Source organism: Pseudomonas paraversuta (assembly GCF_904067025.1).
Classification (GTDB): Bacteria; Pseudomonadota; Gammaproteobacteria; order Pseudomonadales; family Pseudomonadaceae; genus Aquipseudomonas; species Aquipseudomonas paraversuta.
Genome location: NZ_CAJFDA010000001.1, coordinates 1036937 through 1055912, shown reverse-complemented (window position 1 = coordinate 1055912; position 18976 = coordinate 1036937). Strand labels below are relative to the sequence as shown.

The 18976-nt window shown below is 58.1% G+C and carries 20 protein-coding genes; 13 read left to right on the top strand and 7 right to left on the bottom strand.

What is annotated here, in order from left to right:
• Positions 1-89 precede the first annotated feature (89 nt).
• The gene (gene dinG / locus JQ848_RS05030) at positions 90-2234 is read right to left on the bottom strand and encodes an ATP-dependent DNA helicase DinG (RefSeq protein WP_003443147.1); all 2145 of its coding nucleotides are present in this window, start codon (positions 2232-2234) and stop codon (positions 90-92) included.
• A gap of 98 nt (positions 2235-2332) precedes the next feature.
• On the opposite strand from dinG, the gene JQ848_RS05025 reads away from it, so the two are divergent.
• On the top strand, positions 2333-2797 hold the full coding sequence (locus tag JQ848_RS05025) for a CopD family protein (protein ID WP_003443148.1): 465 nt from the start codon (positions 2333-2335) through the stop codon (positions 2795-2797).
• Between the two features lie 64 nt (positions 2798-2861).
• Here the strand turns inward: JQ848_RS05025 and JQ848_RS05020 are convergent, their stop codons facing one another.
• The 3 genes from JQ848_RS05020 to JQ848_RS05010 form a co-directional block, all read right to left on the bottom strand.
• Positions 2862-3620, bottom strand: coding sequence for a hypothetical protein (locus JQ848_RS05020; protein WP_003443149.1), 759 nt, complete (start codon positions 3618-3620; stop codon positions 2862-2864).
• A complete protein-coding gene (locus JQ848_RS05015) occupies positions 3613-3891 on the bottom strand; it encodes a DUF1145 domain-containing protein (RefSeq protein WP_029612262.1) in 279 nt (92 codons plus the stop codon). Before JQ848_RS05015 ends, JQ848_RS05020 begins: the two co-directional genes overlap by 8 nt.
• A gap of 177 nt (positions 3892-4068) precedes the next feature.
• The gene (locus JQ848_RS05010) at positions 4069-4761 is read right to left on the bottom strand and encodes a PA1041 family peptidoglycan-binding anchor lipoprotein (protein WP_003443151.1); all 693 of its coding nucleotides are present in this window, start codon (positions 4759-4761) and stop codon (positions 4069-4071) included.
• Between the two features lie 154 nt (positions 4762-4915).
• On the opposite strand from JQ848_RS05010, the gene JQ848_RS05005 reads away from it, so the two are divergent.
• From JQ848_RS05005 to JQ848_RS04960, 10 genes are all read left to right on the top strand, one after another.
• Positions 4916-5413, top strand: a complete 498-nt coding sequence (locus tag JQ848_RS05005; protein ID WP_003443152.1) for a DUF6231 family protein — start codon at positions 4916-4918, stop codon at positions 5411-5413.
• Between the two features lie 4 nt (positions 5414-5417).
• Complete coding sequence (locus tag JQ848_RS05000; protein WP_003443153.1) at positions 5418-5894, top strand: YchJ family protein; 477 nt, start codon at positions 5418-5420, stop codon at positions 5892-5894.
• A 20-nt stretch (positions 5895-5914) separates the two neighbouring features.
• Positions 5915-6400, top strand: a complete 486-nt coding sequence (locus JQ848_RS04995; protein ID WP_202210319.1) for an LEA/WHy family protein — start codon at positions 5915-5917, stop codon at positions 6398-6400.
• A gap of 7 nt (positions 6401-6407) precedes the next feature.
• The gene (locus JQ848_RS04990; protein ID WP_003443155.1) at positions 6408-6623 is read left to right on the top strand and encodes an SEC-C metal-binding domain-containing protein; all 216 of its coding nucleotides are present in this window, start codon (positions 6408-6410) and stop codon (positions 6621-6623) included.
• 230 nt (positions 6624-6853) lie between these two features.
• Complete coding sequence (locus tag JQ848_RS04985) at positions 6854-9316, top strand: penicillin acylase family protein (RefSeq protein ID WP_010655669.1); 2463 nt, start codon at positions 6854-6856, stop codon at positions 9314-9316.
• 299 nt (positions 9317-9615) lie between these two features.
• Complete coding sequence (locus JQ848_RS04980; protein WP_003443157.1) at positions 9616-10398, top strand: transporter substrate-binding domain-containing protein; 783 nt, start codon at positions 9616-9618, stop codon at positions 10396-10398.
• Positions 10399-10455: 57 nt separating this feature from the next.
• Entirely contained in the window at positions 10456-11184 is a 729-nt protein-coding gene (locus tag JQ848_RS04975; protein WP_202210318.1) for an ABC transporter permease, read from the top strand.
• Positions 11181-11891: an ABC transporter permease gene (locus tag JQ848_RS04970; RefSeq protein ID WP_003443160.1), complete on the top strand. Its 711-nt coding sequence runs from the start codon at positions 11181-11183 to the stop codon at positions 11889-11891. Before JQ848_RS04975 ends, JQ848_RS04970 begins: the two co-directional genes overlap by 4 nt.
• Before the next feature lie 9 nt (positions 11892-11900).
• Positions 11901-13022 carry a succinylglutamate desuccinylase/aspartoacylase family protein gene (locus JQ848_RS04965; protein WP_127196126.1) on the top strand — a complete coding sequence of 374 codons (1122 nt, stop codon included), beginning with the start codon at positions 11901-11903 and terminating at the stop codon, positions 13020-13022.
• A 7-nt stretch (positions 13023-13029) separates the two neighbouring features.
• A complete protein-coding gene (locus tag JQ848_RS04960; protein ID WP_003443162.1) occupies positions 13030-13794 on the top strand; it encodes an ABC transporter ATP-binding protein in 765 nt (254 codons plus the stop codon).
• Positions 13795-13893: 99 nt separating this feature from the next.
• On the opposite strand, the gene JQ848_RS04955 is transcribed toward JQ848_RS04960, so the two are convergent.
• Together JQ848_RS04955 and dcd are read right to left on the bottom strand one after the other, a co-directional pair.
• Positions 13894-14094 (bottom strand): hypothetical protein, encoded by a 201-nt coding sequence (locus JQ848_RS04955; RefSeq protein ID WP_003443163.1) that lies wholly within the window; start codon positions 14092-14094, stop codon positions 13894-13896.
• Positions 14095-14188: 94 nt separating this feature from the next.
• Positions 14189-14755: a dCTP deaminase gene (gene dcd / locus JQ848_RS04950; protein ID WP_003443164.1), complete on the bottom strand. Its 567-nt coding sequence runs from the start codon at positions 14753-14755 to the stop codon at positions 14189-14191.
• Between the two features lie 353 nt (positions 14756-15108).
• Between dcd and JQ848_RS04945 the strand changes: the two genes are divergently transcribed.
• Positions 15109-15318, top strand: coding sequence for a cold-shock protein (locus tag JQ848_RS04945; RefSeq protein ID WP_002554837.1), 210 nt, complete (start codon positions 15109-15111; stop codon positions 15316-15318).
• Between the two features lie 212 nt (positions 15319-15530).
• Here JQ848_RS04945 and apbC read toward each other — a convergent pair whose 3' ends face one another.
• A complete protein-coding gene (apbC, locus tag JQ848_RS04940) occupies positions 15531-16625 on the bottom strand; it encodes an iron-sulfur cluster carrier protein ApbC (protein WP_202210317.1) in 1095 nt (364 codons plus the stop codon).
• Positions 16626-16773: 148 nt separating this feature from the next.
• Between apbC and metG the strand changes: the two genes are divergently transcribed.
• Positions 16774-18825: a methionine--tRNA ligase gene (gene metG, locus JQ848_RS04935; protein WP_010655664.1), complete on the top strand. Its 2052-nt coding sequence runs from the start codon at positions 16774-16776 to the stop codon at positions 18823-18825.
• Positions 18826-18976 lie beyond the last annotated feature (151 nt).

The window sequence follows — 18976 nt, the reverse complement described above, 5'->3', positions numbered from 1 at the left end:
ATCAGGTTCTCCCAAACGGCCGAAAACAGCCTGTGAGGTGTTGAAGAAACAGCATAGACAGCAAAGCCGGCAAAGACGCCGGCCCGGGCTTAAGAAATTTCGCGACGGAAAGGCGGCAAGGCGTTGAGGATGGCCTTGCCATAGCGCTGGGTGACCAGCCGCCGGTCGAGCAATGTAATGGTGCCGCGGTCCTGTTCGGTACGCAGCAGACGGCCGCAGGCCTGAACCAGTTTGAGCGAAGCATCCGGCACCGAAATCTCCATGAACGGATTACCGCCCCGCGCTTCGATCCACTCGGCCAGCGCCGCTTCCACAGGATCATCAGGCACCGAAAACGGAATTTTGGCGATTACCACGTGCTCGCAATAGGCGCCGGGCAAATCGACCCCTTCGGCAAAACTGGCCAGGCCGAACAGCACGCTCGAGTCCCCGCCATCCACCCGTGCCTTGTGCTTGTTGAGGGTTTCCTGTTTCGACAGGTTGCCCTGGATAAACACCTGCTTGCGCCAGTCGCGCTCCAGACCGTCAAACACGTCCTGCATTTGCTTGCGCGAGGAAAACAGCACCAGCGTACCCCGCGAGCCTTCTACCAGAGCGGGCAAGTCGCGAATGATCGCCGCGGTATGGGCCACGGCATCCCGCGGGTCAGCCTTGAGGTCCGGCACCCGCAGGACACCGGCGTCGGCATGATGAAACGGACTCGGCACCACTGCCGTGACGGCGGCTTTGGGCAGCCCGGCACGCATGCGGAAACGATCAAAGGTGCCCAGCGCGGTCAGGGTGGCCGATGTGACCAGGGCTCCGTAGGCCACGTTCCACAAGTTGCGACGGAGCATTTCCGCGGCAAGGATGGGGCTGGCATTGACCTCGATATCAAACAGCGAACCACTTTCAGCCAGGGTCATCCAGCGCGCCATGGGCGGGTTGTCCTCGGGGTCTTCGGTGGTAAAAGCGGTCCATAACTCCCAGTTGCCCTGGGCGCGGGACAGCAGGCTGCCAAACAGCGGATACCATTCTTCGGCCTGGTTGCTGGTGATGCCAATATTGACCTCGCCGTCCATGCCGTCCTTGAGAATTTCTGTCAGACGGGTGAACAGGTCGGTCAGACGCGAAAAGCCTTTCTTCAGCTCGATCCCCATTTCACGCATGTGATCGGGGATCACGCCGCCGATAAAGCGATGACGCGGGCGCTCACGACCTTCAGGCTCTTCGCCCACTTTGAAGTCGGCCACCTGCTCACAGGCAGTGAACATGAACTGTTGCTGGGCCTTGATCTCTTTCGCCAGCTCCGGCACCTGCTCCAGCAAACGCCCCAGGTCACCCGGCAGCGGATGCTGGGCAAGCAGTTTGGTGAGATTTTTGGCCGTTTGCTCAAGCCAGTCGGCCGTTGAGCGCAAACGGGTGTAGTGGGCGAAATGGCCGATGGCCTTGTCCGGTAAATGGTGACCTTCGTCGAACACGTACAGCGTGTCACGGGGGTCAGGCAGCACTGCACCGCCGCCCAGCGCCAGGTCCGCCAGAACCATGTCGTGGTTGGTGACAATCACGTCCACCTTGCTCATGCCTTCGCGAGCCTTGTAAAAGGCGCACTGGCCGAAGTTGGGGCAATGCCGGTTGGTGCACTGGCTGTGGTCGGTGGTCAGGCGCGCCCAGTCCTGGTCTTCCAGGGCTTGGGGCCAGCTGTCGCGGTCACCGTCCCATTTATTACCGGCAAGCTTCTCGATCATGCTGGTGAACAGCTTCTGACTGGCCTCATCCACTTCGATCTTGAAGCCTTCTTCCTCGAACAGCTGCGCCGTCGCGGTTTGCGCGTGGCCTTCTTGCAGCAGCATGTCGAGTTTGGACAGACACATATAACGCCCGCGGCCTTTGGCCAGCGCAAAGCTGAAATTCAGCCCGCTGTTACGCATAAGGTCGGGGAGGTCTTTATAGACGATCTGCTCTTGCAGGGCCACGGTCGCCGTGGCGATAACCAGACGCTTGCCGGCGGCCTTGGCCGTAGGGATGGCGGCCAGGCTATAGGCGACAGTCTTGCCGGTACCGGTGCCGGCCTCGACGGCGACCACAGCCGGTTCGCCACTGCGGTGGCCTTCTTCATCGGTATCGATATCGCCCAGCACTTTGGCCACTTCGGCGATCATCAAACGCTGGCCGTAGCGTGGTTTGAGGCTCTTGGCTTCGAGAAAACGCGAGTAAGCGCCCTGGATCTGGGATTTTAGTTCGTTACTAATCATGGTTCTTCGGGCGCGAGAAACGCTGGATAAATTTTCAGTGGTTCGAATGGCCGCTATCATACCCCGCTAATTCATCCTGCGCCGCACGGAGTACCCCAATGACCGCCTTTAGCCTCGCCTACAGCCTGCATTTACTGGCCGCCCTGATCTGGGTGGGAGGGATGTTTTTTGCCTGGATGATCCTGCGCCCGGCAGCTGTGACGGCCCTTGAAGGCCCTGTGCGGTTAAAACTGTGGGTAGAAGTGTTTCAACGGTTTTTTGTCTGGGTATGGCTGGCGGTGGTGATTTTGCCGATAAGCGGTGTAGGGCTGCTGCAGATGCGCTTCAGCGGTTTCGAAACCGCCCCGCGTTATGTCCAGATAATGATGGGCTTGTACATTGTGATGGTGGCGCTGTTTATCCGGATTCAGTCTCTGCAACTGCCGGAGTTGCGCAAAGCCGTGCAGGACCAGCAGTGGGCCGCAGGTGCGGCGGTCATGGGCCGGATCAGGCGCCTGGTGGGATGTAACTTGATCGTAGGGCTGGTGCTGGTAGCCATTGCGGCGGCCCGCCCCATGTTTTAAGGGCTGCCCTGCCGGGAGGCCGGGCTTCCCGGCAGGGCTCTAGATCAAAGGTGGCGTATTACCGTTACAAACGCTCAATGGTCACCATGCCGGCGGCTCCGGCATCGCCCGGTTGTCCGGCCAGCCCCGGGCGACCGGATTTTCCACCGTCGGTACGGTACACAATACAACCCTTGGATTTGCCACCAGCGCCCGCACGCCCGGCTTCGCCCGGCTTGCCCCCTGCCCCGCCATCCACCCGCACGCTGATCAGCTCCGCCGGGTAGTCGCGCGGCAGTTCAACCCGTACCCGTGCACCCGCCGCACCCGCCTGACCATTACCTCCGTCGTCGCCATTGGCCCCGGCACCCGCCGCACCCCAGGTACAACCCGGCGCCTGGCCATTACCACCATCAAGCCCGGAAAAACCCGGCGCTCCCGTGCCGCCACGGGCATCAATGAGCAATTGCGGTGCTTGCAGCGATTCAATCCGTACACTCAGATCCCGTGCCGCTCGGGCAGGCTTTTCAAAGGTGCCCGGAGCCCCTCGGGCATTGATTTGACTGCCTTCGTCAAACTCGGCCCGGCCAACCCGCAGCTCGATGCCAGGCTCGGCAGGCACCAGGGTGATGCGCGCCTCACGCCCAAGGTGCAACTGGTCGATGTCGACCCGGGTGACGCCAGCGGGAATCAGCAGCGTGCCGTAGTCCGCCACTTCGAGTTTTTCCAGCTGCAACACACTGGCGTTACCCGGCAGGCGCATCAGGGAGTTGGCTTGCACCATGACCACGTCGGCATGGGCAAAAGGGCTGCACAAGGCGGCCAACAGACAAAGTTTACGCATGGCTGTCGTCTCGCTTTGAAGAAGTACCAAGGGTTTGCACGTGAAGGATTCCAACCAGAAGGATGTAAAGGCGGTCACGCCAAGGGTGCGGACGGTCCCGCAGACTGCTATTGAACAACAGCAATTCAAGTACATGGGTCAGCAGTAACAGACTGCCAGCCAGATTAATCAGTAAATCGAGCGGGTTGATCAGCGGCTTGTAAATGTTGCTCAGCGCAATCCCCCAGAACAACAGCATCAACACTTTCCCCAGCCCCCTAAGTACCTGCATACCCCTGCCCTTTTATGTTTTTCTTTGAGCGCACATTAACGGCTTGCAGGAGGCCGGCGCCAGTGAACCTTGCAAAAAAACAGCCCGGGGTTGATTGGTCTGATCAAACCCGGGCGCCCTGCGGACCTTGAAGATATCGTTCTGGCTTGAGGCTTTCGCCAGAGCGCCGAGGCCGGTTTAACGAATGATTTTTATCTCGGTACGACGGTTCAGGGCACGGCCCTCCGGGGTTTGATTACTGGCCACCGGATTCGACTCACCGGCGCCGGCCACGGATACGAACTGGCTGCGTGGTATACCGCTGCTGATCAGGTACTCGACCACAGAGTGCGCGCGCTCTTTGGACAGTTTGAGGTTGTAAGCTTCCTTGCCCACGCTGTCGGTATAGCCTGTGACTTTAAGCTGAGCATTGGCCGCGTCTTTTTTCAGCCGCGTCGCAATCACATTGAGTTTTTCCTTGTCGGCGGCGGTCAGTCTGGCCGAATTGAACTCGAAGTGAACATCACGTACCACGATGGTTTCTTCTTTAACTATCACCACCTCTTCAACCACCACAACCGCCACTATCGGGCAGCCTGCGGCATCGACCTTCACCCCTTTCGGAGTGTTCGGACATTGGTCACGGCTGTCCGGAACTCCGTCGCCATCCGCGTCGCCATCGCCGTGCACCCAGCAGTAAGCCGCGGCCATGCCGGCACCGAATACCGCACCGCCGCCCGCCCAGGCGGTACTGTTTATCGCCCCCAGCGCCGCTCCGCCAACGCCACCTACAGCAGCACAGGTAGGCCAGTCGGTTTTTTGCAAACCGGCGCAACCCGTTAATACACTGGTGAGAACAATCAAAGGTACGGCTGTCCTGATGATGCTCATATGGGGTCTCTCCTGGGGGTCGGCATTGGGCCGATGCCCCGAAAGTAAAGACCGCGCCGGGGTTATGCGCCAGCAAAGGCAATGCACGGACAAGTGCCCACTAGGCCCCGGGGCTTCAGCACGCTAGTCTTGGGGCTCTGATTGAGGACTTTCGATGACGTCTGGTATTTCTACCCGTACACCCCAGCAAGCACTGGCGGCGCTGCTTGAGCGTTCTGCGCCACAACGCCTGCTCGTGGTCGGCGCCAGCCAGTTTCCGGCGCTGGCAGCTTTTGCACAGACTCACCCCGAAGTTGTTGTCGCCCACGCGGCCCCCGGGGCTTTACCGGCAGAACTGGCCGCACAGCGCTTTGACCTGGCCCTGGTGATCGACTGTCTGGAACATCTGCCCAAGCGCGAAGGGCTGGAACTACTGGGCGGAATTCGCAACCTGAACGCCAGCCGCATTGCAGTGCTGGCGGATCTGAGTGCCTGTAACTGGAAGGACACCGATTTCTTTTCGCTTGCCCTGCAAAGCAGTGAGCGTTTTCAGCGCGATGAACAGGTACTGACCCTGTTCACTTACGATTTGCGCGAGTACAAACAAGTACCCGACTGGCTGAATGCCAGATTCTGGGCCAATCCGGAAAATTTTGGCAAATATTGGTGGTAAGCCGATGAGTACATCCATTTGCCCTTGTGGCAGCGGCAACTTGCTCGACGCCTGCTGCGGGCACTATCACGCCGGACACCCGGCCCCAAGCGCAGAAACGCTGATGCGTTCGCGTTACAGCGCCTATGTCCTGGGCTTGATTGATTATCTGGTCAGTACCACGCTGCCAATACAGCAGGCCGGCCTCGATTGTCAGTCCATTGGCGACTGGAGCGCGCAAAGCACCTGGCTGGGACTGGAAGTTGAAAGCAGCGAAGTTTTCGGCGGTCAACCCGAACATGCCTTTGTGACCTTTACTGCACGCTGGCACGATGCCAACGGCGAACATAGTCATCGCGAGCAGTCATCATTTGTACAAAGTGCTGGACGCTGGTACTTCATTGATCCCACAGTGCCACTTAAGGTCGGGCGAAATGATGCCTGCCCTTGCGCCAGCGGATTCAAGTTCAAAAAGTGCTGCGCCAGCTATCTGGGCAACTGAGACAAAAGAGGAATTAAGGAATGGATTCTCGGGCTCGAATAACAAGAACAATTGCCCTGATGATGATTCTGGCGCTGTCGGGTTGCGCCTCCTGGTTTGACTCGGGTGAAAAAGACCCGGACGTACATCTGGTGCGCGTAGAGCTGGTCAAGGCCAAAATGCTGGAGCAGCGCTTCAAACTGTACTTTCGGATCGACAACCCCAACGACTCGACGCTGACCGTACGCGGCCTGACCTACAGGATTCAGCTGGACGCCATAAAACTGGCCGAGGGGGAGTACAGCCAGTGGTTCAGCGTCGAGGCAAAAAGCCACGCCGTGCTCGTGGTGCCGGTGCGCACCAACCTGTGGCCGCAGGTGCGCCCGCTGATCAAATTGCTTGAATCTCCTGACCAACCCATCCCCTATCGGCTGGATGGCACATTGGAGACCGGCCTTTTCTACGGTAACGACGTGCACCTGACCCGCAAAGGCGAGATAATCCCTGCCGATTTTATTCCAGAGTGATTGAGTAATGACCCAACAACCCCACGTTCATGGCCCGGACTGCAACCACGATCATGAGCAGCATGATCACGCCCATGACCACCACGACCACGGTCACGTACATGGCCCTCATTGCGGCCACGCGCCCCAAGAGCCCGTGCGCAACGAACTGAAAGACGTTGGCCGCAACGATCCGTGCCCATGCGGCAGCAGCAAAAAATTCAAGAAGTGCCACGGCGCCTGATAGTTTCCAGGCTGCTTGTACACGCCGCACCTGCCTTGGGCACGTGCGGCGTGTTTGTTTGTGGCCCTGCAAAGTTGCCCTGTCCCGGCAAAACTTTCATCCGCAGGTAAAACTGGCCGGGCGCACTGAACACAGCCCCTCTGGAACCCTTTGAGATAGCGCTTGCGCGGCGTCATCGGCCTCACTAACGTAGCGCCTTTCGATGACATTCCCCCCGCAGGAGCTTTGCCATGGCCTCGCCAGCCCTTACACATTTCTTACCCCGGTTCGGCGTTGCCGCGGCAGTGGTCGGCCTGCTGGGCCTGACTGGTTGCCAGATAAACAACCACTCCTCAGAAAGCCTGGTCCCGACCTCCGGTGTACAGCCGCTTAAAGGCCTGGCGCAGAATGTGTCTGTACGCCGTAACAGTCAGGGCATGCCGCTGATCGAAAGCAGCAGCTTTCATGACGCCCTGTTCACCCTTGGTTATGTGCACGCCAGCGACCGCATCAGCCAGATGGTCCGTTTACGCTTGCTGGCCCAGGGCCGGCTGGCTGAGTTGAACGGCGCCGATGCACTGGACAGCGACCGGTTGATGCGCAGCGTTAACCTGAAAAAGAACGCTGGCGAGCTCTATAAAAGCGCTTCGCCACGGCTAAAGAAATTCTTTGAGGTGTACGCCCGCGGGGTCAACGCCTACCTGTTCCGTTATCGCGACAAGCTCCCGGCCGATCTGGCGCAAGCCGGCTATAAAATCGAGTACTGGAAGCCTGAAGATTCAGCGCTGATTTTCAGCCTGCTGAACTTCTCCATGTCGGTCAATTTGCAGGAAGAGCTCAATTCGTTGGTCCTGGCGCAAAAAGCCGGTACCGCCAAGCTGCCCTGGCTGACGCCGACCTACCCCAATGAAGCCCTGGCCACAGGCGAAGCAGACAAACTCAAAGGATTGATCCCGGGCAGCCAGTTGCCTGGATTAAGCGCTGTGACCCAGGCCCTTGAACAAGTCACTCGCTTGAGTCTGCCCGGAGTCACGGCGTCGAGCGACTGGGCGATTGGCCCGCAGCGCAGCCGCAGCGGCAAAAGCCTGCTGGCCAACGACATCCACCAGCCCATCGGTGTGCCTTCGGCCTGGAGCTATGTGCAAATACGCGCACCTAAATATCAGGCCGCAGGTGCTTCCATCGCCGGCTTGCCAACCCTGTTTTCCGGGTTCAACGGCAAGGTAGCCTGGGGCATGAGCATGGCCATGGGTGATAACCAGGATGTATTCCTGGAAAAACTCAAGCGTCAGGGCAACAGCCTGTATTACCTGGCTGACGGCAAATGGCTGCCCGCAACCGTGCGTAACGAGACCTTTTTCGTCAAAGGTCAGCGCCCGATTCGTCAAACCATTTACGAAACGCGCCACGGACCGTTGCTCAACAGTTCCTGGAGCACTGCGGCCGATTTAAACGCCAGCCTGGGCCTGGCGTTACAAACCCCCGACTTGAAGGGCGACAAAACCCTTGATGCCTTTTTCGACCTGTCCCGCGCCCAGGACAGTGAGAAAGCCTCTGATGCCAGCCGCGAGATCCGCGCTGTGGCGCTGAATTTGTTGTACGCAGACGCGAACCACATTGGCTGGCAAGTGACCGGGCTGTATCCCAACCGCCGCGAAGGCCTTGGCCTGTTCCCCTCGCCGGGCTGGGACGGCCGCTACGACTGGGACGGCTACGCCGATCCGATGCTGCATCCCTACGACCAGGACCCGGCACAAGGCTGGCTGGGGACGGCCAACCAGCGCACCGCTGCCTATGGCTACGGCATGCAGCTGTCCAACTCGTGGTTATCCCCGGAGCGCAGCGAGCGCCTTGCGCAGCTGGCCGGCAGTGGCAAACAGGACGCTCGCAGCATGATCGCGATGCAGTACGACCAGACCACCCTGTTCGCTGCCAAATTAAAAACCATGTTTACTGCTCCCGGCATGGCGCAGCCGCTGAAGCAGGCGATCGCCGCCTTGCCTGCGGCTGATCAGGGCAAGGCCCGCGAGGCCCTTGGCCGGTTAATGGCGTTTGACGGCAAACTCGGGCCGGCCTCGGCGGATGCCGCGCTGTACGAACTGTTCTTGCAAGAAAGCACCAGGCAGATCTTCCTGGATGAGCTCGGGCCAGAAACCAGTGCCAGCTGGAAGGCCTTTATCGCCAACGGCGGGCTGTCGTACTCGGCACAGGCCGATCACTTGCTTGGGCGCGAGGACAGCCCGTTCTGGGACGACATTCGCACCCCGCAAAAAGAAGATAAACCAACCATTCTGGCCCGCAGCCTGGCAGCCGCCATCAACGCCGGCGACAGCTTGATGGGCGCTGATCACAAGGCCTGGCAGTGGGGAAAATTGCATTACTACCTGTGGCGCAATGCCGATGGCCAGACTGTGCGTGGCCCCGTTGCGGCTGGCGGCGACCAGAGCACCCTGAATATCGCGGCTTACAACGTTGGCGGTAGCGGCTTCGAGACCACGCTGATCCCGGCCATGCGCATGATCGTCGACTTCGGTCAGATTGAACCGATGATGGGCCAAAACAGCACCGGACAGTCCAGCAACCCCGCCAGTCCACATTACACCGATGGCATCGATCCCTGGCTCAAGGGCCAATACATCAGCTTCCCGATGCAACCGCAGAACTTCGACAAGGTGTACGGCAAGACCCGCTTGACCCTGGTTCCCGGCAAATAAAACGCTGTAAGCGGTTAATGCCATTGCCGGCTCCCACAGACTGAGTGCCACCGCACAATCCGGTCTGTGGGAGCAAACCTGCCAACTCCCACAGATAAAACTGGCCGCGCACTGTTTGTGTGCGCACGTTTTATCACGCGCTTTTTTCGGGCACTGGCCGTCGCTTGACTGGCCTGCCTCACCCTTTAATCCACCCCCTGTCCCACTGTGGTTCGGAACTTGCTACTTCTGACCTGACGTAGCACTCCAGTAGCAGTCATCACGCGCCACAAGCGCCCATTGGTTTTAGGGATTGAATAATGAAAAAAGCATTTCTGGTCCTCTCTGCACTGACTTTATCCATGGCAGCAGGCACCGCATTGGCCAAAGACTATAAAGAGCTGCGTTTCGGGGTCGATCCGTCTTATGCACCGTTTGAATCCAAGGCCGCCGATGGCAGCCTGGTGGGCTTCGATATCGATCTGGGGAATGCCATCTGCGCCGAGCTGAAAGTGAAATGCAAATGGGTCGAAACCGATTTCGACGGCACCATTCCCGGGCTTAAAGCCAACAAATTCGATGGTGTGATCTCGTCCATGACCGTGACCCCGGCCCGGGAAAAGGTCATCGATTTCTCTAACGAACTGTTCTCCGGCCCAACCGCGCTAGTGTTCAAAAAGGGCGCGGGGCTGGACGCCACACCTGAATCGCTGAAGGGCAAAAAGGTCGGTTATGAGCAAGGCACCATCCAGGAGGCCTATGCCAAGGCAGTGCTGGACAAGGCCGGGGTTACCACTCAGGCCTATGCCAACCAGGATCAAGTGTATGCCGACCTGACTTCAGGCCGTCTGGATGCATCGATCCAGGACATGCTGCAAGCCGAACTGGGCTTTTTGAAAACCCCGCAAGGCGCTGATTACGAAGTCAGCAAGCCCGTGGACAGCGAGTTGCTACCGGCCAAAACTGCGATCGGCCTGAAAAAAGGTAACAAAGATCTACAAGACCTTTTGAACAAAGGTATCAAAGCGTTACACGACGATGGCAGCTACGCCACGATCCAGAAAAAACACTTTGGCGATTTGAATCTGTACAGCGGCAAATAACGCCCTGGCGCCCACACTTGGGTGGGCGCTTTTTTGACTGCCATAGGTTCAATTCAGATGTTTGAAAACCTTTTACAGAACCTTGGGCTTGCGAATTTCAGCCTGCAGGGTTTCGGTCCTCTGCTGCTGCAAGGCACGTGGATGACTATCAAACTGGCAGTGCTGTCACTGGCAGTGAGCGTACTGCTCGGACTGCTCGGCGCCAGCGCCAAACTCTCCAGCCACAGGCTGCTGCGTGTGCCTGCCCAGCTCTACACCACCCTGATTCGCGGGGTACCTGACCTGGTACTGATGCTGCTGATTTTTTACAGCCTGCAAACCTGGCTCACCAACTTTACGGATGCGATGGACTGGGAATACATCGAAATCAATCCGTTCAGTGCTGGTGTCATAACCCTGGGTTTTATCTACGGCGCTTATTTCACAGAAACCTTTCGCGGCGCGATCCTCTCAGTCCCCCGCGGCCAGATCGAAGCAGCTACCGCCTATGGCCTCAAACGCGGCCAGCGGTTCCGATTTGTGGTTTTCCCGCAGATGATGCGCTTCGCCCTTCCGGGCATTGGCAACAACTGGATGGTGATGCTCAAGGCCACTGCGCTGGTGTCGATCATCGGGCTGGCCGACCTGGTCAAGGCGGCTCAGGATGCGGGCAAAAGTACCTACCAGTTGTTTCTGTTTCTGGTCATCGCCGCACTTATTTATCTGGCGATCACCAGCGCCTCGAACTTTGTTTTACGCCGCCTTGAACGCCACTACGGCGCGGGCGCTCGAGAGGCAGTGCGATGATTGAGTTACTACAAGAGTACTGGCGACCGTTCCTCTACAGCGACGGCTACCACATCACCGGCCTGGCGATGACATTGTGGCTACTGAGCGCATCCCTGGTGATTGGCTTTGTACTGTCTATTCCGCTGTCCGTGGCACGGGTTTCATCCAGACGCTGGGTGCGCTGGCCGGTGCAGTTCTACACCTGGCTGTTTCGTGGCACCCCGCTGTATATCCAGTTGCTTATTTGTTACACCGGGATCTACAGCATCGAGGCAGTCCGTGCTCAGCCCGAACTCAATGCATTCTTTCGGGACGCCATGAACTGCACGATTCTGGCGTTTGCCCTCAATACCTGTGCCTACACCACGGAAATCTTTGCCGGTTCCATTCGCAGCATGGCCCATGGCGAAGTGGAAGCGGCCAAGGCCTATGGTCTTGACGGCTGGAAACTCTATGCCTACATCATTCTGCCTTCGGCCTTGCGCCGCTCATTGCCGTATTACAGCAATGAGGTGATTCTGATGTTGCACTCGACCACCGTGGCCTTTACCGCAACTATCCCCGATGTACTGAAAGTTGCGCGGGACGCAAACTCGGCGACCTTTCTGACGTTCCAGTCCTTCGGGATCGCGGCCATCATCTACTTGTGCGTTACCTTTTTGTTGGTCGGTTTATTCCGCCTGGCGGAGCGCCGCTGGTTAGCCTTTCTCGGCCCTGCACACTAGGATTTTTCCATGCAGCGACATCAAACCCATCCCTTGCTGGCCCCCGTCCCGGGCACCGAACGGCATATTCACAGCTTCCACTACGGCCCCTCGAAGCCACAGGGCAAGGTCTACATTCAGGCCTCGCTGCATGCCGACGAGTTGCCCGGCATGCTGGTGGCCTGGCACCTGAAGCAACATCTGGCAGCCCTGGAAAGTGCTGGCCGGTTGCGCAGCGAAATCGTGCTGGTGCCAGTGGCCAATCCGGCGGGACTGGAGCAAGTCTTGATGGACATTCCGCTGGGCCGGTATGAACTGGAAAGCGGGCAAAATTTCAATCGCAACTTTCTGGATCTAAGTACACAGATCGGTGATGAACTTGAGGGTTTGTTAAACCAGGACCCCTTGTACAACCGGCAACTGATCCGTCGGCACCTGCGTGAAGCCCTGGGGGCACAAACCGCGACAACGCAACTGCAGTCGCAACGGCTGACCCTCCAGACACTGGCCTGCGACGCCGATCTGGTGCTGGACCTGCACTGTGATTTCGAGGCCGTGGCGCACCTGTACACCACGCCCGAGGCCTGGCCACAGGTCGAGCCGCTGGCACGCTATCTCGGCGCCCAGGCCAGCCTGCTGGCGACCGATTCCGGCGGCTTGTCATTCGATGAGTGTTTCACGCTGCTGTGGTGGCAGTTACAACAACGCTTTGGACATGACTTCGCCATGCCACAGGGCAGTGTTTCCGTCACCGTCGAATTGCGCGGCCAGGGCGATGTCAGCCATGCCCTGGCCGAGCAGGACTGCCAGGCGCTGCTCGATTATCTGATCGGGTTTGGCGCCATCGAGGGAACCACCGGAGTGCTTCCCCCGCTGCTCTACCCCGCGACCCCGCTGGCAGGTGTCGAACCCGTCATGACGCCGGCCGGGGGAATTCTGGTGTTTTGTGCCAGCCCCGGAGATTACCTGCAGGCGGGCCAATTGATTGCCGAGGTCATTGACCCTGTCAGCGACCGGCTGACCCCGGTTTATTGCACCACTGCAGGCCTGCTCTATGCCCGCTCATTGCGGCGCATGGCCACCGCCGGGATGGTCATCGCCCATGTTGCCGGGCAGCAAGCCTATCGCAGCGGCTATCTTCTTTCCCCTTGAGGTCAGCATGTTCAAACTTACCGTCGAAGGCCTGCATAAAAAATATGGCACCAACGAAGTGCTCAAGGGCGTGTCACTCAAGGCTAAAACCGGGGATGTCATCTGCCTGATCGGGGCCAGCGGCTCCGGCAAAAGCACCTTTTTGCGCTGTATCAACTTTCTTGAAACCCCCAACGACGGAACCATGACCCTTGATGGTCAGTTGATTCGTATGGTCAGCGACAAACAAGGTATGCGAGTGGCCGATGATGACCAGTTGCAACGCTTGCGCACCCGCCTGGCCATGGTGTTTCAGCACTTCAACCTGTGGAGCCACATGACGGTGCTGGAAAACATCACCCTCGCGCCGCGCCGGGTGCTGGGGGTCAGCAAAAAAGACGCTGAAGAGCGGGCTCACCGCTATCTGGACAAGGTCGGCCTGCCTGCCCGTGTTGCCGATCAATACCCTGCATTTCTGTCCGGCGGCCAGCAACAGCGCGTGGCTATTGCCCGGGCACTGGCGATGGAACCGGAAGTCATGCTGTTCGACGAACCCACTTCGGCGCTGGATCCTGAGCTGGTTGGGGAAGTCTTGCGGGTGATTCAGGGCCTGGCCGAGGAAGGCCGCACCATGATCATGGTGACCCACGAGATGAACTTCGCACGCAAAGTGGCGAGCCAGGTGATGTTCTTGCATCAAGGCCTGGTGGAAGAACAGGGCACACCACAGGAGGTGCTGGATAATCCCAAAAGCGAGCGCTTGCGTCAGTTCCTCAGCGGAAATCTGAAATAGGCCATCCCTTGATTGGCATTCATGCCCTGCCAGCCAGGCTCTGCGCCTGGCCATTGCACGGCAAAGGGCTAGCGGGGGCGCAAGGTAACCTGCCCGCGATCAGGCTACTGGCGCGGGTGGAGGCTCATCCGGAATGGTAGGTACGCCCGGCTCGGTCGGTAGCGGTGTATCAGGGTCTGGCTGACCGGGAATGCCACCTGCCTGCACCTGGGGCTGAGCCAGCAGCGACCAGGCCAGCAAGCCCACCTGGTTAGGCTCAAGACTGGCCAGCTGGGCGCGGATACTCGGATCGATCTTCATAGGGCAACTCCTGAGCGATAAACCGGCCCGCTGGGTGCGTGACCGGAAATACACTCAATAGAGTATCAATTCGCCCAGGAATTCCCTCAGCTCGTCAGGTGCGGGGCAAGGTTACGCCGCGCTGACCCTGATATTTTCCGCCACGGTCCTTGTACGACACTTCACACTCTTCATCCGACTCGAAGAACAGCATCTGCGCCACGCCTTCGTTGGCGTAGATTTTGGCTGGCAGCGTGGTGGTGTTGGAGAACTCCAGCGTGACGTGGCCTTCCCACTCCGGCTCAAGCGGCGTCACGTTAACGATGATCCCGCAACGGGCGTAGGTGCTTTTACCCAGGCAGATGGTCAGCACGTTGCGCGGGATACGGAAGTATTCAACCGTACGGGCAAGGGCAAAGGAGTTCGGCGGAATGATGCACACATCGCTGGTGACATCGACAAAGCTGCCTTCATCGAAGTTCTTTGGATCAACGGTGGCCGAATTGATGTTGGTGAACACCTTGAATTCGTTTGCGCAACGAACGTCGTAGCCATAGCTCGACACACCGTAGGAAATCAGGCGGTTTTCGCCTTCGCCACGCACCTGACGCTCGACGAAAGGTTCGATCATGCCGTGTTCTTGCGCCATGCGGCGAATCCACTTGTCTGGTTTGATGCTCATGGCGGGAGTCCTGAATAGCGAGGTAGAAAAATTCTGTCGGGCATCTTACCGCCCCCCAAGGCCCGGTTCAAAAGTCTGGGACAAAAATATCGAAAATAGCTGCACAACCCCTGAATACAGGCTGCACGGACAACCGCCAGTCACGTTTTTAGAGAAACCTTTGCAAAGACCCTTTGCACGTTCGGCAAAAAGGGTTAAGGTGGCGCCACTGTGCTGCTTGTGTCACTGAGAATCTCTACACGATATGTTGAATTTCGATCCAACCATCTCCAAGAATTTTTCCTGCTCTTTGCACTCAGTCTCGGCCAGGGCTTTTCCTGCGTCGCAGTTTTCTTTGTTCAAGGAGTTACACCATGTCTAATCGCCAAACTGGTACCGTTAAGTGGTTCAACGATGAAAAAGGCTTCGGCTTCATCACTCCACAATCCGGTGACGACCTGTTTGTTCACTTCAAAGCAATCCAATCCGACGGCTTCAAAAGCCTGAAAGAAGGCCAACAGGTTTCTTTCATCGCTACCCGCGGTCAGAAAGGCATGCAAGCTGAGGAAGTTCAAGTTATCTAACTTGTACTGATCCAGTAAAAAACCCCGCCCTTAAAAGCGGGGTTTTTTTATGCCCGCAATAAATGCACCCGGCAACCCTTTGTAATCCCCTGGCTTGCCAGCGATGCAGGGGGATGCGGTTCGACTTCAGACCATGTAGATGTAATCGCTGGCGAGCCAGCTCCCACAGTTACTCAGCGCTTGCGCCAAACTGCATCCCCTGCTGCCAACCGTCAGTCGTCGCTGCTGGTGATTGTAGGCATGGCCTGCGAGGCAGCCTCAGACATAACTATGCGCGCCCCGACATGCCGGGCCAGTTCCTGATAGATCAACGCAACAGGGCTGTCCGGATCTGCAATCGCAGTTGGCTTGCCATTATCGGCCTGCTCACGAATCGCCATCGACAGCGGCAGTGACGCAAGCACTTCAACGCCGTACTGAGTGGCCAGCTTCTCGCCACCGCCTTCGCCGAACAGATGCTCGGCATGACCGCAGTTCGAGCAAATGTGCACCGCCATGTTTTCCACAACACCCAGTACCGGGATATTCACCTTGCGGAACATCTCGACACCTTTACGCGCATCCAGCAACGCCAGATCCTGCGGGGTCGTCACTATCACCGAACCGGTCACCGGGACTTTTTGCGCCAGGGTCAGCTGAATATCACCCGTGCCGGGCGGCATATCGATGACCAGATAATCCAGATCATTCCATGCCGTTTGCGTAACCAATTGCAGCAATGCGCCCGACACCATCGGACCGCGCCATACCATTGGCGTGTTGTCGTCGGTCAGAAACGCCATCGACATCACTTCGACACCATGGGCCTCAATCGGCACAAACCACTTCTGATCACGAATTTTCGGACGGGTGCCTTCAGCAATACCAAACATCACCCCCTGGCTCGGACCATAGATATCCGCATCCAGAATCCCCACCCGCGCGCCTTCACGCGCCAGCGCCAGCGCCAGGTTGGCAGCAGTAGTCGACTTGCCTACACCACCTTTCCCGGAAGCCACGGCCACAATGTTTTTCACATTGGCCAGGCCCGGGATCCGAGCCTGGGCCTTATGCGCAGCAATCACGCAGCTGACCTCAACCTTGGCCGAGGACACCCCGTCCATGTTGCTGATAGCCATTTGCAACATTTGCCCCCAGCCACTCTTGAACAGACCGGCGGCATAACCCAGCTCCAGCCGAACGCTGACGTGCTCACCCTGGACTTCAATGTTACGTACGCACCCGGCACTGACCGGATCCTGATTCAAATAAGGGTCGGTGTATTGGCGAAGGACGGCCTCCACCGCTGCGCGATTGACTGCGCTCATAGGCAACTCCCGAAAAAGACTGAGTAAAACAGCCCGCTATCGTACCTACAAAAACACCGTAAACGATCAGATACACGTCGACGGGGTGAAATAAATTGCCCGGCGCTTTATAGTGGCCGACCACCGTCTCATCAAGTAGCCGAGCCCCATGTCCGAGCCACGCAAGATCCTCGTCACCAGCGCCCTGCCCTATGCCAATGGTTCAATTCACCTTGGCCATATGCTTGAGTACATCCAGACCGATATGTGGGTGCGCTTCCAGAAGCATCGCGGCAATCAATGCACTTACGTCTGCGCAGACGACGCCCACGGCTCGGCAATCATGTTGCGCGCCGAGAAAGAAGGCATCACGCCAGAACAACTGATCGCCAACGTCCAGGCTGAACACAGCGCCGACTTTTCCGAGTTCCTCGTCGATTTCGATAACTTCCATTCGACCCACTCCGAAGAGAACCGTGAGCTGTCGAGTGCGATTTACATCAAGTTGCGCGAAGCAGGGCATATCGCCACCCGCTCGATCACCCAGTATTTCGACCCGGAAAAGAAAATGTTCCTGGCCGACCGCTTCATCAAGGGCACTTGCCCTAAATGCGGCACGGATGATCAGTACGGCGACAACTGCGAAAAATGTGGTGCGACCTATGCACCAACCGACCTGAAAAATCCAAAGTCAGCGATCTCGGGGGCAACCCCGGTACTCAAGGACTCCCAGCACTTCTTCTTCAAGCTGCCAGACTTCGACGCCATGCTCAAAAGCTGGACCCGAAGCGGCGCACTGCAAGATGCAGTCGCAAACAAAATCGCCGAATGGCTGGATGCAGGACTGCAGCAGTGGGACATTTCCCGTGATGCGCCCTACTTCGGGTTCGAGATTCCGGACGAGCCGGGCAAGTACTTCTATGTCTGGCTGGATGCGCCAATCGGCTACATGGCCAGCTTCAAGAACCTGTGTGCTCGCCGTCCGGAACTGGACTTCGATGCGTACTGGGCCAAGGACTCCACCACCGAGCTTTATCATTTCATCGGCAAGGACATCGTGAATTTCCACGCCCTGTTCTGGCCTGCCATGCTCGAAGGCGCTGGCTATCGCAAGCCGACAGCGATCAACGTCCATGGCTACCTGACCGTCAACGGTCAGAAAATGTCCAAATCCCGCGGCACCTTCATCAAGGCCCGTACTTACCTTGATCACCTGTCGCCGGAATACCTGCGCTACTACTACGCATCCAAACTGGGCCGTGGCGTCGATGACCTTGACCTGAACCTGGAAGACTTCGTACAGAAGGTCAACTCGGATCTGGTGGGTAAAGTTGTGAACATTGCCAGCCGTTGCGCAGGCTTCATTCACAAGGGTAACGCCGGGGTAATGGTCGAGGGCAATGCGGCTCCCGAGCTCACCGATGCGTTCCTGAGTGCGGCACCGAGCATTGCCGAGGCTTATGAAGCCCGCGACTTCGCTCGTGCCATGCGTGAAATCATGGGCCTGGCCGATCGGGCCAACGCCTGGATTGCCGAGAAAGCGCCATGGGCAATGGCCAAACAGGAGGGCAAGCAGGACGAAGTTCAAGCGGTCTGCGCATTGGGCATCAACCTGTTCCGTCAACTGGTGATCTTCCTCAAGCCGGTTCTGCCAGTGCTTGCCGCTGACGCCGAAGCCTTTCTGAACGTTGCGCCACTGACCTGGGCAGATCACAGCACCCTGCTGGCCAACCATCAGCTCAATGCGTTCAAACCGCTGATGACGCGCATCGATCCAGTAAAAGTACAAGCCATGAGTGATGCATCTAAAGAAGACCTGGTTGCCAGCCAGACAGATACCGGCACAGCCGCTCCTCAAGGCAACGGCGAACTGGCAAAAGAACCGCTTGCAGCCGAGATCGACTTCGATGCTTTTGCCGCGGTGGATCTGCGGGTAGCTCTGATCCTCAAGGCCGAAGCGGTTGAAGGCGCAGACAAACTGCTGCGCCTGACCCTGGATATCGGCGACGAACAACGCAATGTGTTCTCGGGGATCAAAAGCGCTTATCCGAACCCGGCTGAACTTGAAGGTCGCCTGACCATGATGATTGCCAACCTGAAACCGCGAAAAATGCGCTTCGGGATGTCTGAAGGCATGGTGATGGCTGCCGGCCCCGGCGGTGAAGAAATTTACCTGCTTAGCCCGGACAGCGGCGCCAAGCCAGGCCAGCGCATCAAGTAACATGTCTTCCCCATCCGCTAACGGCCAACTAGCCGTTAGCGGATGTTGATCCCTAGCCGCCCTTCTTGTCTTGCCGGATAATCAGCGCCGCTGGTTTAACCGCCTCACACCCTCTTATTCACTGCGCATGATGAGTGTCGCCCGGGTGCGG

Excerpts from the sequence above, each read along its gene's own strand:
- dinG (WP_003443147.1), bottom strand. The coding sequence starts at position 2,234 with ATGATTAGTAACGAACTAAAATCCCAGATCCAGGGCGCTTACTCGCGT.
- JQ848_RS05025 (WP_003443148.1), top strand. The coding sequence starts at position 2,333 with ATGACCGCCTTTAGCCTCGCCTACAGCCTGCATTTACTGGCCGCCCTG.
- JQ848_RS05020 (WP_003443149.1), bottom strand. The coding sequence starts at position 3,620 with ATGCGTAAACTTTGTCTGTTGGCCGCCTTGTGCAGCCCTTTTGCCCAT.
- JQ848_RS05015 (WP_029612262.1), bottom strand. The coding sequence starts at position 3,891 with ATGCAGGTACTTAGGGGGCTGGGGAAAGTGTTGATGCTGTTGTTCTGG.
- JQ848_RS05010 (WP_003443151.1), bottom strand. The coding sequence starts at position 4,761 with ATGAGCATCATCAGGACAGCCGTACCTTTGATTGTTCTCACCAGTGTA.
- JQ848_RS05005 (WP_003443152.1), top strand. The coding sequence starts at position 4,916 with ATGACGTCTGGTATTTCTACCCGTACACCCCAGCAAGCACTGGCGGCG.
- JQ848_RS05000 (WP_003443153.1), top strand. The coding sequence starts at position 5,418 with ATGAGTACATCCATTTGCCCTTGTGGCAGCGGCAACTTGCTCGACGCC.
- JQ848_RS04995 (WP_202210319.1), top strand. The coding sequence starts at position 5,915 with ATGGATTCTCGGGCTCGAATAACAAGAACAATTGCCCTGATGATGATT.
- JQ848_RS04990 (WP_003443155.1), top strand. The coding sequence starts at position 6,408 with ATGACCCAACAACCCCACGTTCATGGCCCGGACTGCAACCACGATCAT.
- JQ848_RS04985 (WP_010655669.1), top strand. The coding sequence starts at position 6,854 with ATGGCCTCGCCAGCCCTTACACATTTCTTACCCCGGTTCGGCGTTGCC.
- JQ848_RS04980 (WP_003443157.1), top strand. The coding sequence starts at position 9,616 with ATGAAAAAAGCATTTCTGGTCCTCTCTGCACTGACTTTATCCATGGCA.
- JQ848_RS04975 (WP_202210318.1), top strand. The coding sequence starts at position 10,456 with ATGTTTGAAAACCTTTTACAGAACCTTGGGCTTGCGAATTTCAGCCTG.
- JQ848_RS04970 (WP_003443160.1), top strand. The coding sequence starts at position 11,181 with ATGATTGAGTTACTACAAGAGTACTGGCGACCGTTCCTCTACAGCGAC.
- JQ848_RS04965 (WP_127196126.1), top strand. The coding sequence starts at position 11,901 with ATGCAGCGACATCAAACCCATCCCTTGCTGGCCCCCGTCCCGGGCACC.
- JQ848_RS04960 (WP_003443162.1), top strand. The coding sequence starts at position 13,030 with ATGTTCAAACTTACCGTCGAAGGCCTGCATAAAAAATATGGCACCAAC.
- JQ848_RS04955 (WP_003443163.1), bottom strand. The coding sequence starts at position 14,094 with ATGAAGATCGATCCGAGTATCCGCGCCCAGCTGGCCAGTCTTGAGCCT.
- dcd (WP_003443164.1), bottom strand. The coding sequence starts at position 14,755 with ATGAGCATCAAACCAGACAAGTGGATTCGCCGCATGGCGCAAGAACAC.
- JQ848_RS04945 (WP_002554837.1), top strand. The coding sequence starts at position 15,109 with ATGTCTAATCGCCAAACTGGTACCGTTAAGTGGTTCAACGATGAAAAA.
- apbC (WP_202210317.1), bottom strand. The coding sequence starts at position 16,625 with ATGAGCGCAGTCAATCGCGCAGCGGTGGAGGCCGTCCTTCGCCAATAC.
- metG (WP_010655664.1), top strand. The coding sequence starts at position 16,774 with ATGTCCGAGCCACGCAAGATCCTCGTCACCAGCGCCCTGCCCTATGCC.